A 22,882-nucleotide genomic window follows, 5' to 3' on the forward strand; every position below is an offset into this window, starting at 1 on the left:
CTTAAAAGGTATTTTACTGATATAGGAGCAAAGCGCTTCGATGCAATTTATAATCATTTAAAACTGTTTTTGTGAGGAAGAGGATCTTACCTCCTCCTTGCAAAAACTTTGTTTTGAACTATTAATGAACCACCTGGATGTGTGGTCATACAAAGATGTGAAGGGAGGATAACCCATGCCTACTATTAACCAACTAGTTAGAAAAGGTCGTACTGATAAAGTATGGAAATCCAAATCACCAGCGTTAAACAAAGGATTTAACTCTTTGAAGAAAGAAGCAACTGACTTGGCTGCACCACAAAAACGCGGTGTATGTACTCGTGTTGGTACTATGACTCCAAAGAAACCGAACTCAGCGCTTCGTAAATATGCTCGTGTTCGTTTAACAAATGGTATTGAAGTAACAGCTTATATCCCAGGTATCGGCCATAACTTACAAGAACATAGTGTTGTACTTATTCGTGGCGGTCGTGTAAAGGATTTACCAGGGGTACGTTACCATATCGTACGTGGTGCGCTTGATACAGCTGGTGTTACAAACCGTGGTCAATCACGTTCTAAATACGGTACTAAGAAACCTAAAGCTGCTAAGAAATAATACAATTTCATGTTGAAAGGAGGAAATATACATGCCTCGTAAAGGACCTGTCTCTAAAAGAGACGTTTTACCAGACCCGCTTTACAATTCTAAGCTTGTTACTCGTCTTATCAATAAAATGATGATTGACGGAAAAAAAGGTACTTCTCAAGCGATTCTATATAGTTCATTTGACATCGTTCGTGATCGTTCAGGTAAAGATCCTATGGAAGTATTCGAACAAGCTCTTAAAAACATCATGCCAGTACTTGAAGTACGCGCTCGTCGTGTTGGGGGTGCTAACTACCAAGTTCCTGTAGAAGTTCGTCCAGAACGTCGTACTACTCTAGGACTTCGTTGGTTAGTAAACTATGCAAGACTTCGTGGTGAAAAGACTATGGAAGAACGTCTTGCTAACGAAATTCTTGATGCTGCTAACAACACTGGTGCATCAGTGAAGAAACGCGAAGATACTCATAAAATGGCAGAAGCAAATAAAGCATTTGCTCATTATCGTTGGTAAGAATACACTAATACTTGTCCATATAAAGCTGTCGCTTCTCGTTCATCCAGGTAGAGTGAAAAGAAATTTTTCACTCTTCAATGAACGTCTTACATAATGAAGATGTTTTTTGATATACTTACGATGTGTAATGAGAGAGGCAGCTTTTATGCTTGTAATTAAATAATCCAATCCACTAATAGGAAGGAGAAATAATACTATATGACTAGAGAGTTCTCCTTAGACAACACTCGTAACATTGGTATTATGGCCCACATCGATGCTGGTAAAACGACTACGACAGAACGTATTTTGTTCTACACTGGCCGTGTACATAAGATCGGTGAGGTTCACGAAGGGGCTGCAACAATGGACTGGATGGAGCAGGAACAAGAACGTGGTATTACAATCACGTCTGCTGCTACAACAGCTCAATGGAAAGGCCATCGTGTTAATATCATTGATACACCAGGACACGTAGACTTCACTGTAGAAGTTGAACGTTCTTTACGTGTACTTGATGGTGCAGTTGCTGTACTTGATGCGCAATCTGGTGTTGAACCACAAACAGAAACCGTTTGGCGTCAAGCAACAACATATGGCGTACCTCGTATCGTGTTCGTTAACAAAATGGACAAGATCGGTGCAGATTTCCTATACTCTGTAGGTACTTTGCATGATCGTCTACAAGCAAATGCTCATCCAATCCAATTCCCAATTGGTGCGGAAGACCAATTCCAAGCAATCATTGACTTAGTAGAAATGAAAGCTCATTTCTATACAAATGATTTAGGTACTGATATTCAAGAGAGAGAAATCCCTGAAGAATATCGTGAAAAGGCTGAAGAACTTCATGGCTCATTAGTCGAAGCACTTGCTGACTACGATGAAGAGTTAATGATGAAATATCTTGACGGGGAAGAAATCACAGCTGAGGAACTAAAAGCTGCGATTCGTAAAGCTACACTAAGTGTAGAATTCTTCCCAGTAGTATGTGGATCTGCCTTCAAAAACAAAGGGGTTCAACTTATGTTGGATTCAGTAATCGATTACTTGCCATCACCATTAGATGTACCTGCAATTAAAGGAACACTTCCTGATAGTGATGAAGAAGTAACACGTCCTGCTGTTGATGACGGTCCATTCTCTGCACTTGCTTTCAAAATCATGACAGACCCTTATGTAGGTAAGCTAACATTCTTCCGTGTATACTCTGGTAAAGCGGAAGCTGGTTCTTACGTTATTAACTCTACTAAAGGTAAGCGTGAACGTTTAGGTCGTATTCTACAAATGCATGCGAATGCCCGTAAAGAAATTTCTGTATGTTACTCAGGTGACATTGCTGCTGCTGTAGGATTGAAAGATACTACGACTGGTGATACATTGTGCGACGAAAAGAATCAAGTAATTCTTGAATCTATGACGTTCCCAGAACCAGTTATTAACGTAGCTATCGAACCTAAATCTAAAGCTGACCAAGATAAGATGGGTACAGCACTAGTAAAACTTGCTGAAGAAGATCCTACATTCCGCGCTTGGACTGACCAAGAAACTGGCCAAACCATTATTGCTGGAATGGGCGAACTTCACCTTGATATCATCGTTGACCGTATGCGTCGCGAATTCAAAGTAGAAGCAAACGTAGGTGCACCACAAGTTGCTTACCGTGAAACATTCCGTTCTCCTGCTCGTGTTGAAGGTAAGTTTGCACGTCAATCAGGTGGTCGTGGACAGTTCGGTCACGTTTGGATTGAATTCGAACCAAACGAAGAAGGTAAAGGTTTCGAATTTGCTAACAAAATCGTCGGTGGGGTAGTTCCTCGTGAATATATTCCTGCTGTTCAATCAGGTCTAGAAGATGCATTGAAAAATGGTGTTATCGCTGGATATCCACTAGTAGACGTTAAAGCTGCATTAGTAGACGGTTCTTACCATGATGTCGATTCATCAGAAATGGCATTTAAGATCGCTGCTTCTATGGCTCTTAAGGCTGCTGCATCTAAATGTAACCCAGCTCTTCTTGAACCTACGATGAAAGTTGAAGTAATCATTCCAGATGAGTACCTTGGTGACATTATGGGTGATATTACATCTCGTCGTGGTCGTGTTGAAGGAATGGATGCTCGTGGTAACGCACAAGTAGTTCGTGCAATGGTACCACTTTCAGAAATGTTTGGATATGCAACAGCTCTACGTTCTAATACGCAAGGACGCGGAACATTCTCAATGGTTTTTGACCACTATGAAGAAGTTCCACGCAGCATTGCTGAAGAAATCATTAAGAAAAATAAGGGTGAATAATTGATTTTTATCAATTGTTCCAGTATAAATACTACTGTAAGCCTAGAAAGCGGAGCGGCAACCGCTTCTCCGTTTTCTATCCTATATAAAAAACAGGTATATATTAAGGAGGATATAAACAATGGCTAAAGCTAAATATGACCGCTCTAAACCCCATGTTAACATCGGAACAATCGGACACGTTGACCATGGTAAAACAACTTTAACTGCTGCAATTACAACTGTACTTGCTAAAACTGGTGGAGCAGAAGCTCGTGCTTACGATCAAATCGATGGTGCACCAGAAGAAAGAGAACGTGGTATCACAATCTCTACTGCACACGTTGAATATGAAACTGAAACTCGTCACTATGCACACGTTGACTGCCCAGGACATGCTGACTATGTTAAAAACATGATCACTGGTGCTGCTCAAATGGATGGCGCGATCCTAGTAGTATCTGCTGCTGATGGTCCAATGCCACAAACTCGTGAACATATCCTTCTTTCAGGTCAAGTAGGTGTTCCTTACATCGTAGTATTCATGAACAAATGTGACATGGTAGACGATGAAGAATTACTAGAACTAGTTGAAATGGAAATTCGTGATCTATTATCAGAATACGACTTCCCTGGCGACGATGTTCCTGTAGTTAAAGGTTCTGCTCTTAAAGCTTTAGAAGGCGTACCTGAATGGGAAGAGAAGATTCATGAATTAATGGCTGAAGTTGATTCTTATATCCCAACTCCAGTTCGTGAAACTGACAAACCTTTCTTACTTCCAATTGAAGATGTATTCTCAATCACTGGTCGTGGAACAGTTGCTACAGGTCGTGTAGAACGTGGAACTGTTAAAGTTGGGGATGTTGTAGAAATCATTGGTCTTGCTGAAGAAAACAAATCTACTACTGTAACAGGCGTAGAAATGTTCCGTAAGCTTCTTGACCAAGCACAAGCTGGTGACAACATCGGAGCTCTTCTTCGTGGGGTAGCTCGTGAAGATATCCAACGTGGACAAATCCTTGCTAAGCCAGGTTCTGTTAAGGCTCACTCTAAATTTACAGCACAAGTTTATGTTCTTTCTAAAGAAGAAGGTGGACGTCACACTCCATTCTTCACAAACTATCGTCCACAATTCTATTTCCGTACAACTGACGTAACTGGCATCGTTCATTTACCAGAAGGCGTTGAAATGGTTATGCCTGGCGATAACACTGAAATGACAGTTGAACTTATTGCTCCAATCGCTGTTGAAGAAGGTACAAAGTTCTCTATCCGTGAAGGCGGACGTACTGTAGGCGCTGGTTCAGTAGCAAAAATCATTGAATAATTTATAAAAACAATATAAAAGAGCTTAGAACAATTTGTTCTAAGCTCTTTTTGCGTAAGAATTAAAAGCTTGGAAGCTATTTATCTTTCTTCCGGTCTTATCTAGGAAAGTATGATAGTGCTATCAAAATCTGGATTATAGGAAAAGATTAATCGTAAATTATATATATTGTTGAAAATTTTTTTTGCTCCATGTATAATGTTTAAAGTGTTCAAAAAAGTGCCTATGTTATAGTTGCATCTTTGGGTAATACAGTGTATAATTTAAATGTTGGTCTTTGACTGCGTTGAAGTGGAAGGTTACCGACACACCCGGCCGCTTTGCCATGGCGCGTGTGCGGAAAATTTCCATGGAGAATGTCTATTTTAAAAATAGGCGAAGAAGGAGGGAAAATAATGGCAAAAGAAAAGATTCGCATCCGTTTAAAAGCTTACGATCATCGTATTCTTGATCGTTCAGCAGAGAAAATTGTGGAAACTGCAAAACGTTCTGGTGCTACGGTTTCAGGTCCGATTCCGTTACCAACTGAAAAAACTATATACACAATTCTTCGTGCTGTGCATAAGTACAAAGATTCTCGTGAGCAGTTTGAAATGCGCACACATAAACGCTTAATCGACATCGTGAACCCTACTCCACAAACCGTAGATTCACTTATGCGTTTAGATCTACCGTCTGGCGTAGATATCGAAATAAAGCTATAAATGAAATAAAACACAAATTATTGCAGGAGGTGTGACTCATGACCAAAGGAATCTTAGGAAGAAAGATCGGTATGACTCAAGTGTTTGCTGAAAATGGCGAATTAGTTCCAGTAACAGTTGTTGAAGCTGCTCCCAACGTTGTCCTACAAAAGAAAACGACTGCAACAGATGGCTACAATGCAATCCAATTAGGCGTTGATGACAAACGTGAAAAGCTTGCTAACAAACCTGAAGCAGGACATACAGCAAAAGCAAATACTACTCCTAAGCGCTTCATTCGCGAATTACGCGATGCTAACGTTGAAGAGTACGAAGTTGGTCAAGAGGTTAACGTAGAAATTTTTGCGCAAGGCGATGCAGTTGATGTAATCGGTACATCAAAAGGTAAAGGATTCCAAGGACCTATCAAGCGTCACGGACAATCACGTGGACCTATGGCCCATGGTTCTCGTTACCATCGTCGTCCAGGTTCAATGGGACCTGTTGCTCCAAACCGTGTATTTAAAGGTAAAAAACTTGCTGGACGCATGGGCGGGGTACAAGTTACTGTACAAAACCTAGAAATCGTAAGAGTAGATGCAGCTCGCAACCTACTATTAATTAAAGGTAACGTACCAGGCGCTAAGAAGTCATTTGTAGTGATTTCAAGCACTGTTAAGGCTGGAAAATAAAAAATAGAAAGGAGGACATCCAATGCCAAAAGTAACGTTATTTAATCAAGCAGGTTCACAAGTTGGTGAAATCGAATTAGCAGAAGCTATTTTCGGAATTGAACCAAATGAATCTGTACTTTTTGACGCTTTAGTTATGCAACGTGCATCACTTCGTCAAGGTACACATAAAGTAAAAGGCCGCTCTGAAGTGCGCGGTGGTGGTCGTAAACCATGGAAACAAAAAGGAACTGGACGCGCTCGTCAAGGTTCAATTCGTTCTCCACAATGGCGTGGTGGTGGTATCGTATTTGGACCAACTCCAAGATCATACGCATACAAATTGCCTAAAAAAGTTCGCCGCTTAGCTGTTAAATCTGCATTGTCTACTAAGGTACTTGAAAACAACATTATTGTTCTTGATAGCTTAGCATTTGATGCACCTAAAACAAAAGAAATGTCATCCGTACTTAAAGGCTTGTCTGTAGAGAAGAAAGCACTAATCGTTACTGACGATAGTAACGAAGCGGTTGCATTATCTGCTCGCAACATTCCTGGTGTTACAGTTATTACTGCTAATAGCGTGAACGTGTTAGATGTTCTTTATCATGACAAATTAATCATGACGAAAGCAGCAGTGGAAAAAGTAGAGGAGGTGCTTGCATAATGAAAGATCCTCGTGATATTATTAAGCGCCCAGTTATTACTGAACGTTCTATGGAAGTTACAGCTGAAAAAAAATACACTTTCGATGTTGACGTGAAAGCGAACAAAACGGAAGTAAAACAAGCTATTGAAGAAATCTTCGGCGTGAAGGTTGAAAAAGTTAACATCATGAACTACAAACCTAAATTTAAACGAGTTGGTCGCTACTCTGGTTTAACAAACCGTCGTAGAAAGGCTATCGTGAAATTAACTGCCGACAGCAAAGAAATCGAAATCTTCGAAGGCGTTTAATTCTAATAGAGAAGGAGGGAAACCGAGATGGCAATTAAGAAGTATAAACCAACCTCTAACGGTCGTCGTAATATGACTGCTAGCGATTTCGCTGAAATTACTACTAGTACTCCAGAGAAATCATTACTAAGACCTTTATATAATAAAGCAGGACGTAACAACTTAGGTAGAATTACTGTACGTCACCAAGGTGGCGGACATAAGCGTCAATATCGTGTGATTGACTTTAAACGCGATAAAGATGGAATTCTAGGACGCGTTGCTACAATTGAGTATGATCCAAATCGCTCAGCTAACATCGCTCTAATTCATTATATTGACGGAGAAAAACGTTACATTATTGCTCCAAAAAACCTAGAAGTAGGTATGGAAATTATGTCTGGCGTTGATGCTGACATTAAAGTAGGTAACGCACTACCTCTTGTTAATATGCCTGTAGGTACAATTATTCACAACATCGAACTTAAGCCTGGTAAAGGTGGCCAACTAGTACGTTCTGCTGGTTCATCTGCACAAGTGCTTGGTAAAGAAGGAAAATACGTATTAGTACGTTTAACTTCTGGTGAAGTACGTTTAGTTTTATCAACATGCCGTGCTACAGTAGGTCAAGTTGGAAACGAACAACATGAACTTATTAAAATCGGTAAAGCTGGTCGTTCTCGTTGGTTAGGCAAACGCCCTACAGTTCGTGGTTCTGTAATGAACCCTAACGATCACCCACACGGTGGTGGTGAAGGTCGTGCTCCTATCGGACGTAAATCTCCAATGAGTCCATGGGGTAAACCTACTCTTGGATTCAAAACTCGTAAGAAAAATAAGGCTTCAGACAAATTCATTGTTCGTCGTCGTAAAAAATAACGGGATTGAAGTACGGTTCATTAGAACCGTACAGCAATTGCGAAGGGAGGTACAAAAATGGCTCGCAGCTTAAAAAAGGGACCATTTGTCGATGATCATTTAATGAAGAAAATCGAACAATTAGACGGAAATACCGGTAAACAAGTTGTTAAAACTTGGTCACGTCGTTCCACTATTTTCCCACAATTTATCGGTCACACAATCGCTGTTTATGACGGACGTAAGCATGTGCCTGTTTTCGTAACAGAAGACATGGTAGGTCATAAATTAGGTGAATTTGCGCCTACACGTATGTACAAAGGCCATGATGCCGACGATAAGAAAACGAAAAGATAAAGAGAGGAGGAACTTAAATGCAAGCTAAAGCAGTAGCGAGAACAGTTCGTATTGCTCCTCGTAAAGTTCGTCTTGTAGTAGATTTAATTCGAGGAAAGCAAGTAGGGGAAGCGATCGCAATCCTTCGCCATACACCAAAAACTGCATCTCCAGTTGTAGAAAAAGTTTTAAATTCTGCAATTGCAAACGCAGAACATAACTATGACATGGATCCTAACAATTTGATTGTTAGCGCAACTTTCGTTGATGAAGGTCCAACTTTGAAACGTTTCCGTCCACGTGCTATGGGACGTGCAAGCCAAATCAACAAACGTACTAGCCACATTACAATCGTGGTATCAGAAAAGAAGGAGGGATAATCGATGGGTCAAAAAGTTAATCCGGTCGGTCTTCGCGTCGGCATCATTCGCGATTGGGAGTCAAGATGGTATGCTGAAAAAGACTTTGCTGATCTTTTGCATGAAGACATTAAGGTTCGCGAATACATTACTGCTCGTTTAGCGGATGCTGCTGTTTCTAAAGTTGAAATTGAACGTGCTGCTAATCGTATAAACGTAACTATTCATACTGCGAAACCTGGTATGGTAATTGGTAAAGGTGGTACGGAAGTAGAAGCACTTCGTAAAGCTCTTAACCAATTAACTAGCAAGAGAGTACACATTAACATTTTAGAAATCAAAAGAGCAGATCTTGATGCAAAGCTAGTTGCTGAAAACATCGCTCGTCAATTAGAAAACCGTGTATCATTCCGTCGTGCTCAAAAACAAGCAATTCAACGTACGGTTCGTTCAGGAGCAAAAGGTATTAAAACTCAAGTTTCTGGTCGTCTTGGCGGAGCTGATATTGCTCGTTCTGAATCTTATAGTGAAGGTACTGTTCCACTTCATACTCTTCGCGCAGACATTGACTATGCTACTGCAGAAGCAGATACAACATATGGTAAGCTTGGCGTAAAAGTATGGATCTACCGTGGAGAAGTCCTTCCTACAAAAAAGAAAGCTTCTGAGGAAGGAGGAAAATAATCATGTTGATGCCTAAACGCGTTAAATATCGTAAAGAACATCGTGGTAGAATGCAAGGTAAAGCGAAAGGCGGCACTGAAGTTCATTTCGGTGAATTCGGTCTTCAAGCACTTGAAGCACACTGGATTACTAACCGTCAAATAGAAGCTGCTCGTCGTGTAATGGTTCGTTACATGAAACGTGGCGGTCAAGTTTGGATCAAAATTTTCCCTTCTAAGCCTTACACTGCAAAGCCATTAGAAGTACGGATGGGTTCCGGTAAAGGGGCACCTGAAGGCTGGGTAGCAGTAGTTAAGCCTGGTAAGGTAATGTTTGAAATCGCTGGCGTATCTGAAGAAGTCGCTCGTGAAGCATTACGTTTAGCTAGTCACAAGCTTCCAATCAGAACGAAAATTGTAAAACGTATAGAAAATGGTGGTGAAGCAAATGAAAAGTAATGAAATTCGTGAATTAACCACTGCCGAGATTGAACAAAAAGTTAAAGCGTTAAAGGAAGAATTATTTAACCTTCGCTTCCAACTTGCTACAGGTCAACTAGAAAATACAGCTCGCATTCGTGAAGTACGCAAAGCGATTGCTCGTATGAAAACTGTAGTTCGTCAAAGAGAAATTGGAATTAACGGATAAAATTTGAGGGGAGGTTTGCCTTGTGAGCGAACGCAACCAACGCAAAGTTTATACTGGACGTGTTGTTTCTGACAAAATGGACAAAACGATCACTGTTTTAGTTGAAACTTACAAGACTCATACTTTATACGGAAAACGCGTGAAATACTCTAAAAAGTACAAAGCGCATGACGAGCAAAATCAAGCTAAGATTGGCGATATCGTCAAGATTATGGAAACTCGTCCGCTATCAGCAACAAAGCGTTTCCGTTTAGTAGAAATCGTTGAAGAAGCAGTAATTATTTAATAGACGACTCGGATAATGAGAAATCCGAAGGGAGGTTTCATAGCATGATCCAACAAGAAACTCGTTTGAAAGTTGCCGATAACTCAGGTGCACGTGAATTATTAACAATTAAAGTACTTGGCGGTTCTGGTCGTAAGTTTGCTAACATCGGTGATATCATCGTCGCTAGTGTTAAACAAGCAACACCAGGTGGCGTTGTTAAAAAGGGTGAAGTTGTTAAGGCCGTTATCGTTCGTACAAAAAGTGGTGCACGCCGTAATGACGGATCATACATCCGTTTTGACGAAAATGCAGCAGTTATTATTAAAGATGATAAGAGCCCTCGTGGTACTCGTATCTTCGGACCAGTTGCTCGTGAATTGCGCGAAAGCAATTTCATGAAAATTGTTTCACTAGCTCCAGAAGTTTTATAATTTAAGTATTGCCTTTCTAAGGAGGTGCACAAGTAAGATGCATGTAAAAAAAGGTGACAAAGTACAAGTAATCACTGGTAAAGACAAAGGAAAACAAGGCGTAATTTTAGCTGCTTTTCCTAAGCAAAACCGTGTCATTGTTGAGGGTGTTAACATCGTAAAGAAACACTCTAAGCCATCTCAAATGAATCCACAAGGTGGAATTCAAACTAAGGAAGCGCCAATCCATGTATCTAATGTAATGCCATTAGATCCAAAAACTGGTGAGCCTACTCGCGTAGGTTATAAAGAAGTGGACGGTCAAAAGGTTCGCGTAGCGGTTAAATCCGGTGAATCATTAGATAAATAATAAATTTTTTTCGAAAGGAGGTCCCTTCATTGAATCGCCTTAAAGAAAAGTACCAAAAAGAAATCTCATCTGCTCTAATGAGCAAGTTCAGTTATAAATCAGTAATGCAGGTACCAAAGCTTGACAAAATCGTTATAAACATGGGTGTTGGCGATGCAGTATCCAATTCAAAAGCGTTAGATAACGCAGTTGAAGAATTGACAATGATCGCTGGCCAAAAACCAGTTATAACACGTGCAAAGAAATCAATCGCAGGTTTTCGCCTTCGTGAAGGAATGCCGATTGGTGCAAAAGTTACATTACGTGGAGAAAAAATGTATGAGTTTTTTGATAAATTAATCTCAGTTTCATTACCACGTGTACGTGACTTCCATGGTATTTCTAAAAAATCTTTTGATGGTCGTGGCAACTATACTCTAGGTATTAGAGAACAGTTGATCTTCCCTGAAATTGATTATGATAAAGTAAGTAAAGTACGCGGTATGGACATCGTTATTGTAACGACTGCAAATACTGATGAAGAAGGTCGCGAATTGTTAACTCAATTCGGTATGCCTTTCCAAAAATAATGGAAGCAAGCGCTAAGTAGAGGAGGCGAAAACGTGGCTAAAAAATCAATGATTGCGAAGCAAAAACGTACTCCAAAGTTTAAGGTTCAAGAGTATACACGCTGCGAACGTTGTGGTCGTCCACACTCTGTATACCGTAAATTCAAACTTTGCCGTATTTGTTTCCGTGAATTAGCATATAAAGGACAAATTCCTGGCATTAAAAAAGCAAGTTGGTAAAACCCGAAAATGGGAAGGAGGTAACACAAATGGTGATGACAGACCCTATTGCAGATATGCTTACTCGCATCCGTAATGCGAACATGGTACGTCACGATAAATTAGAAGTTCCTGCTTCTAATGTTAAGAAGGAAATTGCAGAAATCTTGAAACGTGAAGGTTTCGTTCGCGATGTAGAATACATTGAGGACAACAAGCAAGGTGTTCTTCGTATTTTCTTGAAATACGGTCCAAATAGCGAACGCGTAATCACTGGATTAAAGCGTATTAGTAAACCAGGTCTTCGCGTATACGCAAAGGCTGACGAAGTACCACGTGTACTTAACGGATTAGGTATTGCAATTGTTTCTACATCTCAAGGTGTTATGACGGACAAACAAGCTCGTCAAGCACAAACAGGTGGAGAAATCGTAGCATACGTTTGGTAATTTTGAAACGAACGGAGGTGTGACAAATGTCTCGTATTGGGAAAAAGATTCTTGAAATTCCTGCAGGCGTAACAATTACAGTTGACGAACATAACTCTGTAACAGTTAAAGGTCCTAAAGGTGAACTTACTCGTGTTTTTCATGCTGATATGATTATTAAAATCGAAGATAACGTTCTAGCAGTAGAACGTCCTTCTGATGATAAAGCGCATCGCGCTCTTCACGGTACGACTCGTTCTTTAATCGGGAACATGGTGGAAGGTGTTACAAACGGCTTTCAACGTAGTCTTGAATTGATCGGGGTTGGATACCGTGCTCAAAAGCAAGGTAAAAAACTGGTACTAAGCGTTGGATACTCTCATCCAGTTGAATTTGATCCAGAAGAAGGAATTGAAATCGAAGTTCCTGCTAATACAAAAATCATCATTAAAGGTATCGACAAGCAACGTGTTGGTGAAGTAGCTGCTAACATTCGTGCGGTTCGTGCTCCTGAACCTTACAAAGGTAAAGGTATTCGTTATGAAGGCGAATTTGTTCGTCGTAAAGAAGGTAAAACAGCTAAGTAATTTCGTTATGTGATAGGAAAGGAGTGACATAAATGATCACGAAGCCTGATAAAAATGCCATTCGTAGAAAAAGACACGCACGTGTACGTACGAAGCTAACAGGTACTGCTGAGCGTCCACGTTTGAATGTATTTCGTTCTAATCAACACATTTATGCACAAGTAATTGATGATGTTAATCGTGTTACGATTGCAAGTGCATCTACTCTTGATAAAGAACTTTCTTTCGAAGGTACTAGCAATACTACTGCAGCTACAACAGTCGGAGAAGTAGTTGCAAAACGTGCTATTGAAAAAGGTATTAAAGAAGTAGTATTTGATCGCGGCGGATATATATACCACGGTCGTGTTAAAGCGTTAGCTGATGCTGCACGCGAAGCTGGATTACAATTTTAATGGTCAAAGGAGGGAAAATACATGAATCGCATTGACCCAAGCAAATTAGAACTTGAAGAACGCGTAGTTACGATTAACCGTGTCGCTAAGGTTGTAAAGGGCGGACGTCGTTTTCGTTTTGCTGCATTGGTTGTTGTTGGAGATAAGAACGGCCATGTAGGTTTCGGTACTGGAAAAGCACAAGAAGTTCCAGATGCTATCCGTAAAGCTATCGAAGATGCTAAGAAAAACTTAATTACTGTACCACTTGTTGGCACAACTATTCCTCACGTAATACTTGGTCAGTTCGGAGCTGGATCAGTATTCTTGAAACCTGCCGCAGAAGGTACTGGCGTTATCGCTGGTGGCCCAGTTCGTGCAGTGCTTGAATTAGCTGGTGTTCAAGATATTCTTTCTAAATCTTTAGGATCTAACACACCTGTAAATATGATTCGTGCCACTATTAGTGGTTTAAGTAATCTAAAAAGTGCTGATGTAGTAGCAAAATTGCGTGGCAAATCTGTAGAAGAGCTACTAGGCTAAAAATAAGGAGGGAAATGAAATGGCAAAGTTAGAAATCACCCTCACTCGTAGTGTAATTGGTCGTCCGCAAGATCAACGTGCAACAGTAGAAGCTCTTGGCTTACGTAAGCTTCAACAAACTGTAGTCAAAGAAGAATCTCCTGCGATTCGCGGCATGATCACAAAAGTTTCTCACCTTGTAACGGTTAAAGAAGCTTAATAATCAATTTTACTATAAGGAGGTGCTTAAGAATGAAACTTCATGAATTAAAGCCTGCTGAAGGTTCTCGTAAAGTTCGTAACCGTGTCGGTCGCGGTATCGGTTCTGGTAACGGTAAAACTGCTGGTAAAGGTCATAAAGGACAAAACGCTCGTTCTGGTGGAGGCGTTCGTCTTGGATTCGAAGGTGGTCAAACACCATTGTTCCGTCGTTTACCAAAACGTGGATTTACGAATATCAACCGCAAGGAATTCGTAATCGTTAACCTTTCTGCATTAAATCGCTTTGAAGATGGTACAGAAGTAACACCTGAATTATTGCTTGAAACGAGAGTTATTAGCAAAGTAAATAATGGTGTTAAAATTCTTGCAAGTGGTAAGTTAGAAAAGAAACTTACTGTTAAAGCTCACAAGTTTTCTTCAACTGCCGTAGAAGCAATTGAAGCTGCTGGTGGCAAAACTGAGGTGATTTAATGTTTCGCACAATCTCCAACTTTATGCGCGTTGCTGAGATAAGACGTAAGATTTTGTTCACCCTTGCAATGTTGGTCGTTTTTCGCATCGGGACTTTTATTCCGGTGCCAAACGTCAACGCGGATGTACTAAAAGCGCAAGACTCGTTAAATGCACTAGGCATTTTAAACACGTTTGGTGGAGGAGCCTTAAAGAATTTCTCTATCTTCGCGATGGGAATTATGCCATACATTACATCATCCATTATTGTACAGCTATTGCAAATGGATGTAGTTCCGAAGTTTACGGAATGGAAAAACCAAGGTGAGATGGGACGTCGTAAGTTAACTCAATTTACCCGTTACCTAACTATCGTCTTAGCGTTTATCCAAGCCATTGCGATGTCAATCGGATTTAATAATCTAGCAAACGGACAATTGATAGTAAATCCAGGTTGGGCAACCTATTTGTATATTGCGACGGTTTTAACAGCAGGAACGGCATTTTTAATGTGGCTTGGTGAGCAGATCACAGCAAATGGCGTTGGTAATGGTATTTCTATTATCATTTTTGCTGGTATCGCCGCAGCAATTCCAAATATTGTGAACCAAGTTTATATTCAGCAGTTTCAAAATGCTGGAGATCAACTATTTCTAAGTGTTTTGAAAATCGTATTGATCCTAATAGCTGTATTAGCAGTTATTGTTGGTGTTATCTACATTCAACAAGCTACTCGGAAAATTCCGATTCAGTACGCTAAGAGTACAGCAGGAAGTAGCTCTTATGGAAATGTACAAAGCACGCATTTACCGTTAAAAGTAAATAGTGCAGGTGTCATTCCAGTTATTTTCGCTGTTTCTTTCTTGATCACACCACCAACAATTGCTCAGTTTTTTCCGCAAAGTAATGTATCGCAATGGATTATTCAAAACTTTAACTATTCTCATCCTGTGGGAATGATTGTATATGTTGCTTTAATTATCGCCTTTACTTATTTCTATGCATTCGTTCAAGTCAATCCTGAACAGATGGCTGAAAATCTAAATAAACAAGGTGGGTATGTTCCTGGTATTCGCCCGGGTAAGAATACGGAACAATACTTAACTAAAACCTTGTACCGGTTAACGTTTGTAGGTGCAATCTTTCTTGCAGCAATTGCAATTTTGCCTGTTATATTCATTCAAATAGCCAATCTCCCATCATCTGCACAAATCGGTGGAACTAGTTTACTGATTGTCATTGGGGTTGCGTTAGAAACGATGAAACAGCTTGAAAGTCAATTAGTAAAGCGCCATTACAAAGGTTTTATTAAAGAATGAGCTATTGGGAAGTTTTTCTTCCTTTGACGCTCATTAGCCTATAGGGGGAATTAAGATGAATCTTATTTTAATGGGGCTACCTGGTGCTGGGAAAGGTACACAAGCTGAACGGATTGTTGCTGAGTATAAGATCCCACATATTTCTACAGGTGACATGTTTCGTGCAGCAATTAAGGATGGAACTGAACTTGGATTGCAGGCAAAGTCCTTCATGGATAAAGGCGGTCTAGTTCCAGATGAAGTCACAATTGGTATAGTTCGTGAACGGTTAAGCAAAGACGATTGTAAAAAAGGATTTTTGCTTGATGGTTTTCCAAGAACTGTAGCACAAGCTTCTGCTCTTGAAGAAATTATGCAAGATCTTGGCAAGAAAATTGACTATGTTTTAAATATTCAAGTCAATCCTGATCTGTTGCTTAAACGGCTTACAGGTAGACGAATTTGTAAGAGCTGTGGCTCTACTTATCATTTGGTCTTCAATCCTCCTCATGCAGAGGGAGTTTGTGATAAATGTGGTGGAGAGCTTTATCAACGCTCTGATGATAATGAAGAAACAGTCGCAAATCGTTTAGAAGTAAATATGAAACAAACTGGGTATTTACTCGACTTCTATGGAGAGCTTGGTTATGTAAGAAGTATCAACGGTGAACAAGAGATTGATACGGTATTTGCAGACATTCGTGAGCTTGTCAGCAAACTCGTATAATCCCTTTTAAACTAACATCTATAATGATGTTAGTAGGATTAGTTGTTATGAAGTCGCTGTATGGACGTACCGGATCGGAAAGATTTTGGAATCTGTTCAAAAAGCTGCTTGATGTTATAGAGAAATCGTTGTATCTTGGTTTGGAGCATGTAAAATCTTATGAACAGCTTTCGGGCATTTCTTACACGGTTAGGACTATTTAGACGTAAATAGTTTTACATCTATAAGGGTATGCCAGAACTGGGATTGGGCAACACTTACATGAAGCTCGTCACATACCACGTAAAGTGGGGATGCGAAGTCTTGACAAACCTAAGTAGCTTACCTCTCCGAGATTTCAGGGCAGTCTAGACGCTTACTGATTTGAAGAAGGGAGAACATGGAATGGCTAAAGATGATGTAATTGAGATTGAAGGCAAGGTTGTTGAAACGTTACCAAATGCTATGTTTAAAGTGGAACTAGAAAACGGGCATATCATACTGGCTCACGTTTCTGGAAAAATCCGTATGAATTTTATTCGTATTTTACCAGGAGATAAAGTTACGGTAGAATTATCACCCTATGACTTAAATCGTGGACGTATTACGTACCGTTTTAAATAATTATAGCACTCCGTAATCTTTAAGGAGGTTAGAGATATGAAAGTAAGACCATCTGTCAAACCGATCTGTGAAAAATGTAAAGTTATTCGCAGAAGAGGTAAAGTAATGGTTATCTGTGAAAATCCTAAGCACAAGCAAAAACAAGGTTAATTGAAGGAGGTGTTTTAAATGGCTCGTATTGCAGGTGTAGATGTTCCACGTGACAAGCGTGTTGTAATTTCTTTAACATATGTATACGGTATTGGTCGCTCTACTTCTGAACAAATTTTGGAAGAAGCAGGCGTATCAGTTGATACTCGAGTTCGTGATTTAACAGAAGAAGAATTAGGTAAGATTCGTGACATCGTGGATCGTCTTAAAGTAGAAGGTGACCTTCGTCGTGAAGTTTCCCTAAACATTAAACGTCTAATGGAAATTGGTTCTTTTCGTGGTTTACGCCATCGCCGTGGTTTACCAGTTCGTGGTCAAAATACGAAGAATAATGCACGTACACGTAAAGGTCCTCGTCGTACAGTAGCGAATAAGAAGAAATAAGTAAGTAAAGGAGGTTGAACATCAATGGCACGCAAAACAAACACTCGTAAACGTCGTGTGAGAAAGAATATTGAAGCAGGTATTGCGCATATTCGCTCTACTTTCAATAACACAATTGTAACAATTACAGACGTTCATGGTAACGCACTTTCTTGGTCCAGTGCTGGTGCACTTGGATTCCGTGGATCTCGTAAGTCTACACCATTTGCAGCGCAAATGGCTGCTGAAACAGCTGCAAAAACATCTATGGAACATGGTTTGAAAACTTTAGAGGTAACTGTTAAAGGCCCTGGTGCTGGTCGTGAAGCTGCTATTCGTGCGCTTCAAGCTGCAGGTCTTGAAGTAACAGCAATTCGCGACGTTACTCCAGTACCTCATAACGGATGCCGTCCGCCAAAACGTCGCCGTGTGTAGTTTTTCTGTATAGATTTTCTTTCCTTGTCTATAATGGGATATGATACAATATTTTCGAAAATTGTTTACAGAAACATCGCTTGTTGTGCACAATCGCGAACTGCCAAAGGGGGACTTTCGGTTAGACAATATCAAGTTGTCTAGCCGGGGTTTCGACGTTTTGAAGGAGGGTTTAATACATGATCGAAATTGAAAAACCGAAAATCGAAACGGTTGAAATTAACGAGGATGCTAAGTACGGTAAATTCGTTATCGAACCACTTGAGCGTGGATATGGTACTACTTTGGGTAATTCCCTACGTCGTATCTTATTATCCTCACTCCCTGGTGCTGCTGTAACAGCAATCCAAGTTGACGGAGTATTACATGAGTTTTCAACAATCGAGGGCGTTGTCGAAGATGTCACTATGATTATCTTAAATATTAAGAAATTAGCTCTTAAGATTTACTCCGAAGAAGAAAAAACACTTGAGATTGATGTTCAGGGGCAAGGTGTTGTCACAGCTGCGGATATTACGCACGATAGTGATGTAGAAATCTTAAATCCAGATTTACACATTGCAACGTTAGCAAAAGATACGCATTTTCGCATGCGCCTAACTGCAAAGCGCGGTCGTGGTTATACACCAGCTGATGCAAATAAGGGAGAAGATCAACCTATAGGTGTCATTCCTATTGATTCGATCTATACACCGATTTCTCGCGTTACGTATACGGTTGAAAATACTCGTGTTGGTCAAGTAGCAAATTACGATAAATTGACGCTCGATGTTTGGACGGATGGAAGCATCGGACCGAAAGAAGCAATATCGTTAGGAGCTAAAATCATAACGGAGCATTTGAATATATTCGTTGGATTAACTGACGAGGCACAAAATGCTGAAATTATGGTCGAAAAAGAAGAAGATCAAAAAGAGAAAGTTCTAGAAATGACAATTGAAGAATTAGATCTTTCTGTTCGTTCTTATAACTGCTTAAAACGTGCTGGTATCAATACAGTACAAGAGCTTGCTAACAAAACAGAAGAAGATATGATGAAGGTTCGCAACTTAGGACGTAAATCCTTAGAAGAAGTAAAGCATAAGCTTGAAGAATTAGGCTTAGGTTTACGTAAAGACGACTAAGGTTTCTTTGTTTTGTTATAAACCAACGAAGGAGGGAACTACGAATGGGATACAGAAAATTAGGCCGTACAAGCGCGCAACGTAAAGCTATGCTACGTGATTTGACTACAGACTTAATCATCAATGAACGTATACAAACGACTGAAACTCGTGCAAAAGAGCTTCGTTCAGTAGTAGAAAAAATGATTACTTTAGGCAAACAGGGAGATCTTCATTCCCGTCGCCAAGCAGCTTCTTATGTTCGTAACGAAGTAGCAAACGCTGAAACAAAGCAAGATGCATTGCAAAAATTATTTGCAGACATCGCTCCTCGCTATACTGACCGTCAAGGTGGATACACTCGTATCGCTAAAATCGGTCCTCGTCGCGGCGACGGTGCTCCAATGGTAATTATTGAACTTGTTTAATTGATAGATAATTAAAGGGCAGGACAGTGCTTTTTTAAGTTACTGGTCACAGCCCTTTTTTTGTATACACAGCTTTCCTATTATCAAAATGGAAATAGTGTGTGCCGGCTACGTATTTCGGTGATGTCATGCTTCGCCGGCTTGCTCCTCTGGCCAGAGAACCTCTGACCTCCGGAGCAAAGCGAGCCGGCTCCGCTTTTCATTGTCGCTTTTTGATATTTCTTAGGAAATAATACGAGAGGGTGTCGTGATTTTGAAACGTGAAAAGCTTCGCATTGATCGATTATCCTTTCGATATCCACGTGCTGAGTCCAATGCCCTGCAGGACGTTTCTCTCTCTATTACGGAAGGTGAATGGATTTCTATCATAGGTCAAAATGGTTCGGGGAAATCTACGTTAGCAAAGCTCTTAAATGGTCTGCTGCTTCCGACTTCCGGTAGTATTATTGCTGATGGTGAAATTGTACTGACAGAGGAAACAATTTGGGACGTGCGAAAGCAAATTGGGATGGTATTTCAAAATCCAGACAATCAGTTTGTTGGAACGACGGTAAAGGATGATATAGCATTTGGATTAGAAAATTTCGGTATGCCCCGTGAAAAAATGATAGAGCGGATGGAATATGCACTATCATTGGTGGGTATGAATGATTTCGTAGAGCAAGAACCCCATTCTTTATCAGGTGGTCAGAAACAACGTGTTGCCATTGCTAGTGTATTGGCACTTCAGCCATCTATCCTAATCTTAGATGAAGCAACTTCCATGCTAGATCCAAAAGGTCGCAGGGAGGTAGTAGAAACGGTTCGTAACTTAGTTCGTTCGAAGGGAATTACAGTCGTATCGATTACACATGATCTAGAAGAGGCTGCACAATCTGATCGTATTTTCGTTTTAAATAATGGTGTTTTGGTGCAAGAAGGAACTCCCAAACAGGTATTTCAGCATATAGATGAATTACAGAAACTAGGATTAGATGCTCCTTTTTCTGTGAAATTTGCGGATTTATTAAAACGAAATGGAATCGATGTAAAGAATATGCATCTAACAATGGAAAGTTTGGTGAACGAGCTTTGGACATTACATTCGAAAAAGTAGAGCATCGCTATCAACGTAATACGCCGTTTGAACGATTGGCGATTTATGACATTACTATCTCTATTGAAAGCGGAAAATATTACGCCGTGATTGGTCATACTGGATCCGGGAAATCGACGATCATCCAACATTTAAATGGTCTATTGCAGCCAACGGATGGAATGGTTCAAGTAGGGGATTTCATCATTTCTTCAAAGAAAAAAGAAAAGAAACTAAAACCTCTTCGAAAACGAGTAGGTGTAGTTTTCCAGTTTCCTGAACATCAGCTCTTTGAGGAAACCGTAGAAAAGGATATATGCTATGGCCCTAAAAACTTTGGTATAGGTGAAAAGAAAGCCAAGGAAAAAGCAGCTGAAGTTTTGAAATTGGTAGGGTTATCGACTGAGTTGCTAACCAAATCCCCATTTGAACTTAGCGGAGGACAGATGCGAAGAGTGGCGATTGCTGGTGTTCTCGCGATGTCTCCTGAAGTGCTTGTACTAGATGAACCAACTGCTGGATTAGATCCAAGAGGACAAAAAGATCTGATGCAGATGTTTTATCGTCTTCATAAGGAGCAAGGCATTACTGTAGTTCTTGTTACTCATAATATGGAGGATGCTGCAGCCTATGCAGATCAAATCGTAGTTATGGAAAAAGGAACTGTTTTTTTAAAGGGAACACCGGAAGAAGTGTTTTCACAAGGAGAGCAACTAGAACAAATTGGTGTATCTCTTCCGATTACACTGCGATATAAACAAATAATTGAAGAGAAATTGGGAGTTAGAATAGCATCTTCTCCGCTTACAATGGACAATCTAGCAGAGGAAGTAATAAATATTATGAAAAAAGGAGAAGCCTGAACATGCAACAGCTTATTATCGGCAAATACATTCCAGGGCAATCTCTTGTTCATCAGCTTGATCCAAGAGCAAAGCTAACCATTGTTTTCTTATACGTATTTATCGTGTTCTTAGCGAATAATGTAGCTTCATATAGTTTATTACTCGTATTCTCAATCCTTCCTCTTGTATTATCTCGTGTACCGATACGCTATATAGCCACCGGATTAAAGCCAGTACTTTGGATTTTTCTGTTTACTTTCCTCCTTCATGTTTTTACAACAAAAGAAGGATCTGTCTTGTTCCAAGTAGGCTGGGTTTCCATATATCAAAAAGGTCTGGAGCAAGGGATTTTTATATCCTTGCGGTTCTTCATCATCATTATTATCACTACATTATTAACACTAACAACTACGCCTATTGAAATTACAGATGGAATGGAAGCATTGTTGCGTCCATTCAAACGATTTGGACTGCCTGTTCATGAAATCGCACTTATGATGTCAATTTCCCTTCGCTTTATTCCAACTTTAATGGAAGAAACAGAGAAAATTATGAAGGCACAGGCTTCGCGTGGCACCGATTTCGCAGGAGGACCCATTTCTGACCGCTTGAAGGCGGTTGTATCGTTGCTAGTTCCCCTTTTTATTAACGCATTCAGACGTGCTGAGGACTTAGCAATTGCAATGGAAGCTAGAGGGTATCGCGGTGGAGAAGGACGGACAAAATTTCGTCAGCTTCTTTGGAAAGGCAAGGATACAGTTGCACTTATAAGTTTACTTGTTCTTACGGTACTTTTACTTTTAACACGATGGTGAGAAAAAATGGAACGACTAAAATGCATAGTAACATATGATGGAACTTATTTTCATGGGTATCAAGTTCAAAACAACAAGCGGACGGTTCAGCTTGTTATAGAGGAAGTATTGCAAAATATCCACAAAGGAACGAATGTTCGTATCTATGCATCAGGTAGAACGGATGCTACGGTTCATGCTAGAGGGCAAGTGTTTCACTTTGATTCTCCGCTATGTTTAACAGAGGAACGCTGGGTCGCAGCTCTTAATTCGCAGCTTCCAAAGGATGTGGCAATTCAGAGTGTGGAAAAGGTGAGCGATGACTTTCATGCTAGGTTTCAGGTTATTCGGAAAGAATATCGCTATCGAGTTCTCCTTTCTAACCGTAGAGATGTGTTTCGAAGACACTATGCCTATCATGTTCCCTATCAGCTTAGTATAAATAAAATAGAGGAAGCGATTCCTTATTTTATTGGTACACATGATTTCACTTCATTTTGTTCAGCAAAAACAGAGATTGAGGATAAAGTGAGAACCATTTATACACTGGAGATGACAATAGAGGAAGATGAAATCATATTTCGCTTTGTCGGAGATGGATTTCTTTATAATATGGTCCGAATTATCGTAGGTACTTTACTTGATGTAGGACAAGGGAAAATAGAGCCTACGCAGCTATCACACATTCTAGAAATGCGAGATAGAAGCTTAGCAGGGAAGACAGCACCGGGTCACGGATTATATTTATGGCAAGTTTCGTATAACAACTAATCCTGGTGTAACATTTGCTTGACATTGACTTCTCTTAACGATATCATAA

37 protein-coding genes are annotated in these 22,882 nt (G+C 40.1%); all 37 read left to right on the top strand.

What is annotated here, in order from left to right:
* The first annotated feature begins 175 nt into the window (after positions 1-175).
* The 37 genes from rpsL (at position 176) to truA (ending at position 22,833) form a co-directional block, all read left to right on the top strand.
* Positions 176-598, top strand: a complete 423-nt coding sequence (rpsL, locus tag ACAN53_RS17210; RefSeq protein WP_379971383.1) for a 30S ribosomal protein S12 — start codon at positions 176-178, stop codon at positions 596-598.
* Positions 599-629: 31 nt separating this feature from the next.
* Positions 630-1,100, top strand: coding sequence for a 30S ribosomal protein S7 (gene rpsG / locus ACAN53_RS17215; RefSeq protein ID WP_379971384.1), 471 nt, complete (start codon positions 630-632; stop codon positions 1,098-1,100).
* Positions 1,101-1,301: 201 nt separating this feature from the next.
* Positions 1,302-3,380: an elongation factor G gene (gene fusA / locus ACAN53_RS17220; protein WP_379971385.1), complete on the top strand. Its 2,079-nt coding sequence runs from the start codon at positions 1,302-1,304 to the stop codon at positions 3,378-3,380.
* A gap of 121 nt (positions 3,381-3,501) precedes the next feature.
* A complete protein-coding gene (tuf, locus tag ACAN53_RS17225) occupies positions 3,502-4,689 on the top strand; it encodes an elongation factor Tu (RefSeq protein WP_379971386.1) in 1,188 nt (395 codons plus the stop codon).
* Positions 4,690-5,084: 395 nt separating this feature from the next.
* Entirely contained in the window at positions 5,085-5,393 is a 309-nt protein-coding gene (gene rpsJ, locus ACAN53_RS17230) for a 30S ribosomal protein S10 (RefSeq protein ID WP_379971387.1), read from the top strand.
* Between the two features lie 38 nt (positions 5,394-5,431).
* Positions 5,432-6,064, top strand: a complete 633-nt coding sequence (gene rplC / locus ACAN53_RS17235) for a 50S ribosomal protein L3 (RefSeq protein ID WP_379971388.1) — start codon at positions 5,432-5,434, stop codon at positions 6,062-6,064.
* A gap of 22 nt (positions 6,065-6,086) precedes the next feature.
* A complete protein-coding gene (gene rplD / locus ACAN53_RS17240; protein WP_379971389.1) occupies positions 6,087-6,710 on the top strand; it encodes a 50S ribosomal protein L4 in 624 nt (207 codons plus the stop codon).
* Complete coding sequence (gene rplW / locus ACAN53_RS17245; protein WP_379971390.1) at positions 6,710-7,000, top strand: 50S ribosomal protein L23; 291 nt, start codon at positions 6,710-6,712, stop codon at positions 6,998-7,000. Before rplD ends, rplW begins: the two co-directional genes overlap by 1 nt.
* 27 nt (positions 7,001-7,027) lie before the next feature.
* Positions 7,028-7,858, top strand: a complete 831-nt coding sequence (gene rplB, locus ACAN53_RS17250; RefSeq protein WP_379971391.1) for a 50S ribosomal protein L2 — start codon at positions 7,028-7,030, stop codon at positions 7,856-7,858.
* A gap of 57 nt (positions 7,859-7,915) precedes the next feature.
* The gene (gene rpsS / locus ACAN53_RS17255; RefSeq protein WP_379971392.1) at positions 7,916-8,194 is read left to right on the top strand and encodes a 30S ribosomal protein S19; all 279 of its coding nucleotides are present in this window, start codon (positions 7,916-7,918) and stop codon (positions 8,192-8,194) included.
* A 17-nt stretch (positions 8,195-8,211) separates the two neighbouring features.
* Complete coding sequence (rplV, locus tag ACAN53_RS17260) at positions 8,212-8,553, top strand: 50S ribosomal protein L22 (protein WP_379971393.1); 342 nt, start codon at positions 8,212-8,214, stop codon at positions 8,551-8,553.
* A 3-nt stretch (positions 8,554-8,556) separates the two neighbouring features.
* Positions 8,557-9,216: a 30S ribosomal protein S3 gene (gene rpsC / locus ACAN53_RS17265; protein WP_379971394.1), complete on the top strand. Its 660-nt coding sequence runs from the start codon at positions 8,557-8,559 to the stop codon at positions 9,214-9,216.
* Between the two features lie 2 nt (positions 9,217-9,218).
* Positions 9,219-9,653, top strand: coding sequence for a 50S ribosomal protein L16 (gene rplP, locus ACAN53_RS17270; protein WP_379971395.1), 435 nt, complete (start codon positions 9,219-9,221; stop codon positions 9,651-9,653).
* Entirely contained in the window at positions 9,643-9,843 is a 201-nt protein-coding gene (gene rpmC, locus ACAN53_RS17275; RefSeq protein WP_379971396.1) for a 50S ribosomal protein L29, read from the top strand. Before rplP ends, rpmC begins: the two co-directional genes overlap by 11 nt.
* Before the next feature lie 22 nt (positions 9,844-9,865).
* Positions 9,866-10,129, top strand: coding sequence for a 30S ribosomal protein S17 (gene rpsQ / locus ACAN53_RS17280; protein WP_379971397.1), 264 nt, complete (start codon positions 9,866-9,868; stop codon positions 10,127-10,129).
* 44 nt (positions 10,130-10,173) lie between these two features.
* The gene (gene rplN, locus ACAN53_RS17285; protein ID WP_379971398.1) at positions 10,174-10,542 is read left to right on the top strand and encodes a 50S ribosomal protein L14; all 369 of its coding nucleotides are present in this window, start codon (positions 10,174-10,176) and stop codon (positions 10,540-10,542) included.
* A 37-nt stretch (positions 10,543-10,579) separates the two neighbouring features.
* Positions 10,580-10,891 (top strand): 50S ribosomal protein L24, encoded by a 312-nt coding sequence (gene rplX / locus ACAN53_RS17290; protein WP_379971399.1) that lies wholly within the window; start codon positions 10,580-10,582, stop codon positions 10,889-10,891.
* Between the two features lie 29 nt (positions 10,892-10,920).
* Positions 10,921-11,460, top strand: a complete 540-nt coding sequence (gene rplE, locus ACAN53_RS17295; protein ID WP_379971400.1) for a 50S ribosomal protein L5 — start codon at positions 10,921-10,923, stop codon at positions 11,458-11,460.
* Between the two features lie 33 nt (positions 11,461-11,493).
* Positions 11,494-11,679: a 30S ribosomal protein S14 gene (rpsN, locus tag ACAN53_RS17300; protein WP_066072337.1), complete on the top strand. Its 186-nt coding sequence runs from the start codon at positions 11,494-11,496 to the stop codon at positions 11,677-11,679.
* A gap of 29 nt (positions 11,680-11,708) precedes the next feature.
* Positions 11,709-12,107, top strand: coding sequence for a 30S ribosomal protein S8 (rpsH, locus tag ACAN53_RS17305; protein WP_379971401.1), 399 nt, complete (start codon positions 11,709-11,711; stop codon positions 12,105-12,107).
* Positions 12,108-12,133: 26 nt separating this feature from the next.
* Positions 12,134-12,673, top strand: a complete 540-nt coding sequence (gene rplF, locus ACAN53_RS17310; protein WP_379971402.1) for a 50S ribosomal protein L6 — start codon at positions 12,134-12,136, stop codon at positions 12,671-12,673.
* 32 nt (positions 12,674-12,705) lie between these two features.
* Positions 12,706-13,068 (top strand): 50S ribosomal protein L18, encoded by a 363-nt coding sequence (rplR, locus tag ACAN53_RS17315; protein ID WP_379971403.1) that lies wholly within the window; start codon positions 12,706-12,708, stop codon positions 13,066-13,068.
* A 21-nt stretch (positions 13,069-13,089) separates the two neighbouring features.
* Positions 13,090-13,590 carry a 30S ribosomal protein S5 gene (gene rpsE, locus ACAN53_RS17320; protein WP_379971404.1) on the top strand — a complete coding sequence of 167 codons (501 nt, stop codon included), beginning with the start codon at positions 13,090-13,092 and terminating at the stop codon, positions 13,588-13,590.
* A 19-nt stretch (positions 13,591-13,609) separates the two neighbouring features.
* Complete coding sequence (gene rpmD, locus ACAN53_RS17325; protein WP_379971405.1) at positions 13,610-13,789, top strand: 50S ribosomal protein L30; 180 nt, start codon at positions 13,610-13,612, stop codon at positions 13,787-13,789.
* 32 nt (positions 13,790-13,821) lie between these two features.
* Positions 13,822-14,262, top strand: a complete 441-nt coding sequence (gene rplO, locus ACAN53_RS17330) for a 50S ribosomal protein L15 (protein ID WP_379971406.1) — start codon at positions 13,822-13,824, stop codon at positions 14,260-14,262.
* On the top strand, positions 14,262-15,560 hold the full coding sequence (gene secY / locus ACAN53_RS17335) for a preprotein translocase subunit SecY (RefSeq protein ID WP_379971407.1): 1,299 nt from the start codon (positions 14,262-14,264) through the stop codon (positions 15,558-15,560). The genes rplO and secY overlap by 1 nt, the downstream gene beginning before the upstream one ends.
* Before the next feature lie 55 nt (positions 15,561-15,615).
* The gene (locus tag ACAN53_RS17340) at positions 15,616-16,266 is read left to right on the top strand and encodes an adenylate kinase (protein WP_379971408.1); all 651 of its coding nucleotides are present in this window, start codon (positions 15,616-15,618) and stop codon (positions 16,264-16,266) included.
* 384 nt (positions 16,267-16,650) lie between these two features.
* Positions 16,651-16,869, top strand: coding sequence for a translation initiation factor IF-1 (infA, locus tag ACAN53_RS17345; RefSeq protein WP_379971409.1), 219 nt, complete (start codon positions 16,651-16,653; stop codon positions 16,867-16,869).
* Between the two features lie 36 nt (positions 16,870-16,905).
* Positions 16,906-17,019 (top strand): 50S ribosomal protein L36, encoded by a 114-nt coding sequence (gene rpmJ / locus ACAN53_RS17350; RefSeq protein ID WP_000868344.1) that lies wholly within the window; start codon positions 16,906-16,908, stop codon positions 17,017-17,019.
* A gap of 18 nt (positions 17,020-17,037) precedes the next feature.
* A complete protein-coding gene (gene rpsM / locus ACAN53_RS17355) occupies positions 17,038-17,403 on the top strand; it encodes a 30S ribosomal protein S13 (RefSeq protein ID WP_379971411.1) in 366 nt (121 codons plus the stop codon).
* Positions 17,404-17,427: 24 nt separating this feature from the next.
* Positions 17,428-17,817 (top strand): 30S ribosomal protein S11, encoded by a 390-nt coding sequence (gene rpsK / locus ACAN53_RS17360; protein WP_379971412.1) that lies wholly within the window; start codon positions 17,428-17,430, stop codon positions 17,815-17,817.
* 179 nt (positions 17,818-17,996) lie between these two features.
* A complete protein-coding gene (locus ACAN53_RS17365) occupies positions 17,997-18,941 on the top strand; it encodes a DNA-directed RNA polymerase subunit alpha (RefSeq protein ID WP_379971413.1) in 945 nt (314 codons plus the stop codon).
* Positions 18,942-18,985: 44 nt separating this feature from the next.
* A complete protein-coding gene (gene rplQ, locus ACAN53_RS17370) occupies positions 18,986-19,348 on the top strand; it encodes a 50S ribosomal protein L17 (RefSeq protein ID WP_379971414.1) in 363 nt (120 codons plus the stop codon).
* A 253-nt stretch (positions 19,349-19,601) separates the two neighbouring features.
* Positions 19,602-20,444: an energy-coupling factor ABC transporter ATP-binding protein gene (locus ACAN53_RS17375; RefSeq protein WP_379971415.1), complete on the top strand. Its 843-nt coding sequence runs from the start codon at positions 19,602-19,604 to the stop codon at positions 20,442-20,444.
* Positions 20,420-21,286 carry an energy-coupling factor ABC transporter ATP-binding protein gene (locus tag ACAN53_RS17380; protein WP_379971416.1) on the top strand — a complete coding sequence of 289 codons (867 nt, stop codon included), beginning with the start codon at positions 20,420-20,422 and terminating at the stop codon, positions 21,284-21,286. The genes ACAN53_RS17375 and ACAN53_RS17380 overlap by 25 nt, the downstream gene beginning before the upstream one ends.
* Before the next feature lie 2 nt (positions 21,287-21,288).
* Complete coding sequence (locus ACAN53_RS17385; protein ID WP_379971417.1) at positions 21,289-22,083, top strand: energy-coupling factor transporter transmembrane component T family protein; 795 nt, start codon at positions 21,289-21,291, stop codon at positions 22,081-22,083.
* Between the two features lie 6 nt (positions 22,084-22,089).
* The gene (gene truA / locus ACAN53_RS17390) at positions 22,090-22,833 is read left to right on the top strand and encodes a tRNA pseudouridine(38-40) synthase TruA (protein ID WP_379971418.1); all 744 of its coding nucleotides are present in this window, start codon (positions 22,090-22,092) and stop codon (positions 22,831-22,833) included.
* The last annotated feature ends 49 nt before the right edge of the window (positions 22,834-22,882 follow it).

This window comes from Ectobacillus soli (assembly GCF_042610425.1).
Classification (GTDB): Bacteria; Bacillota; Bacilli; order Bacillales; family Bacillaceae_G; genus Ectobacillus.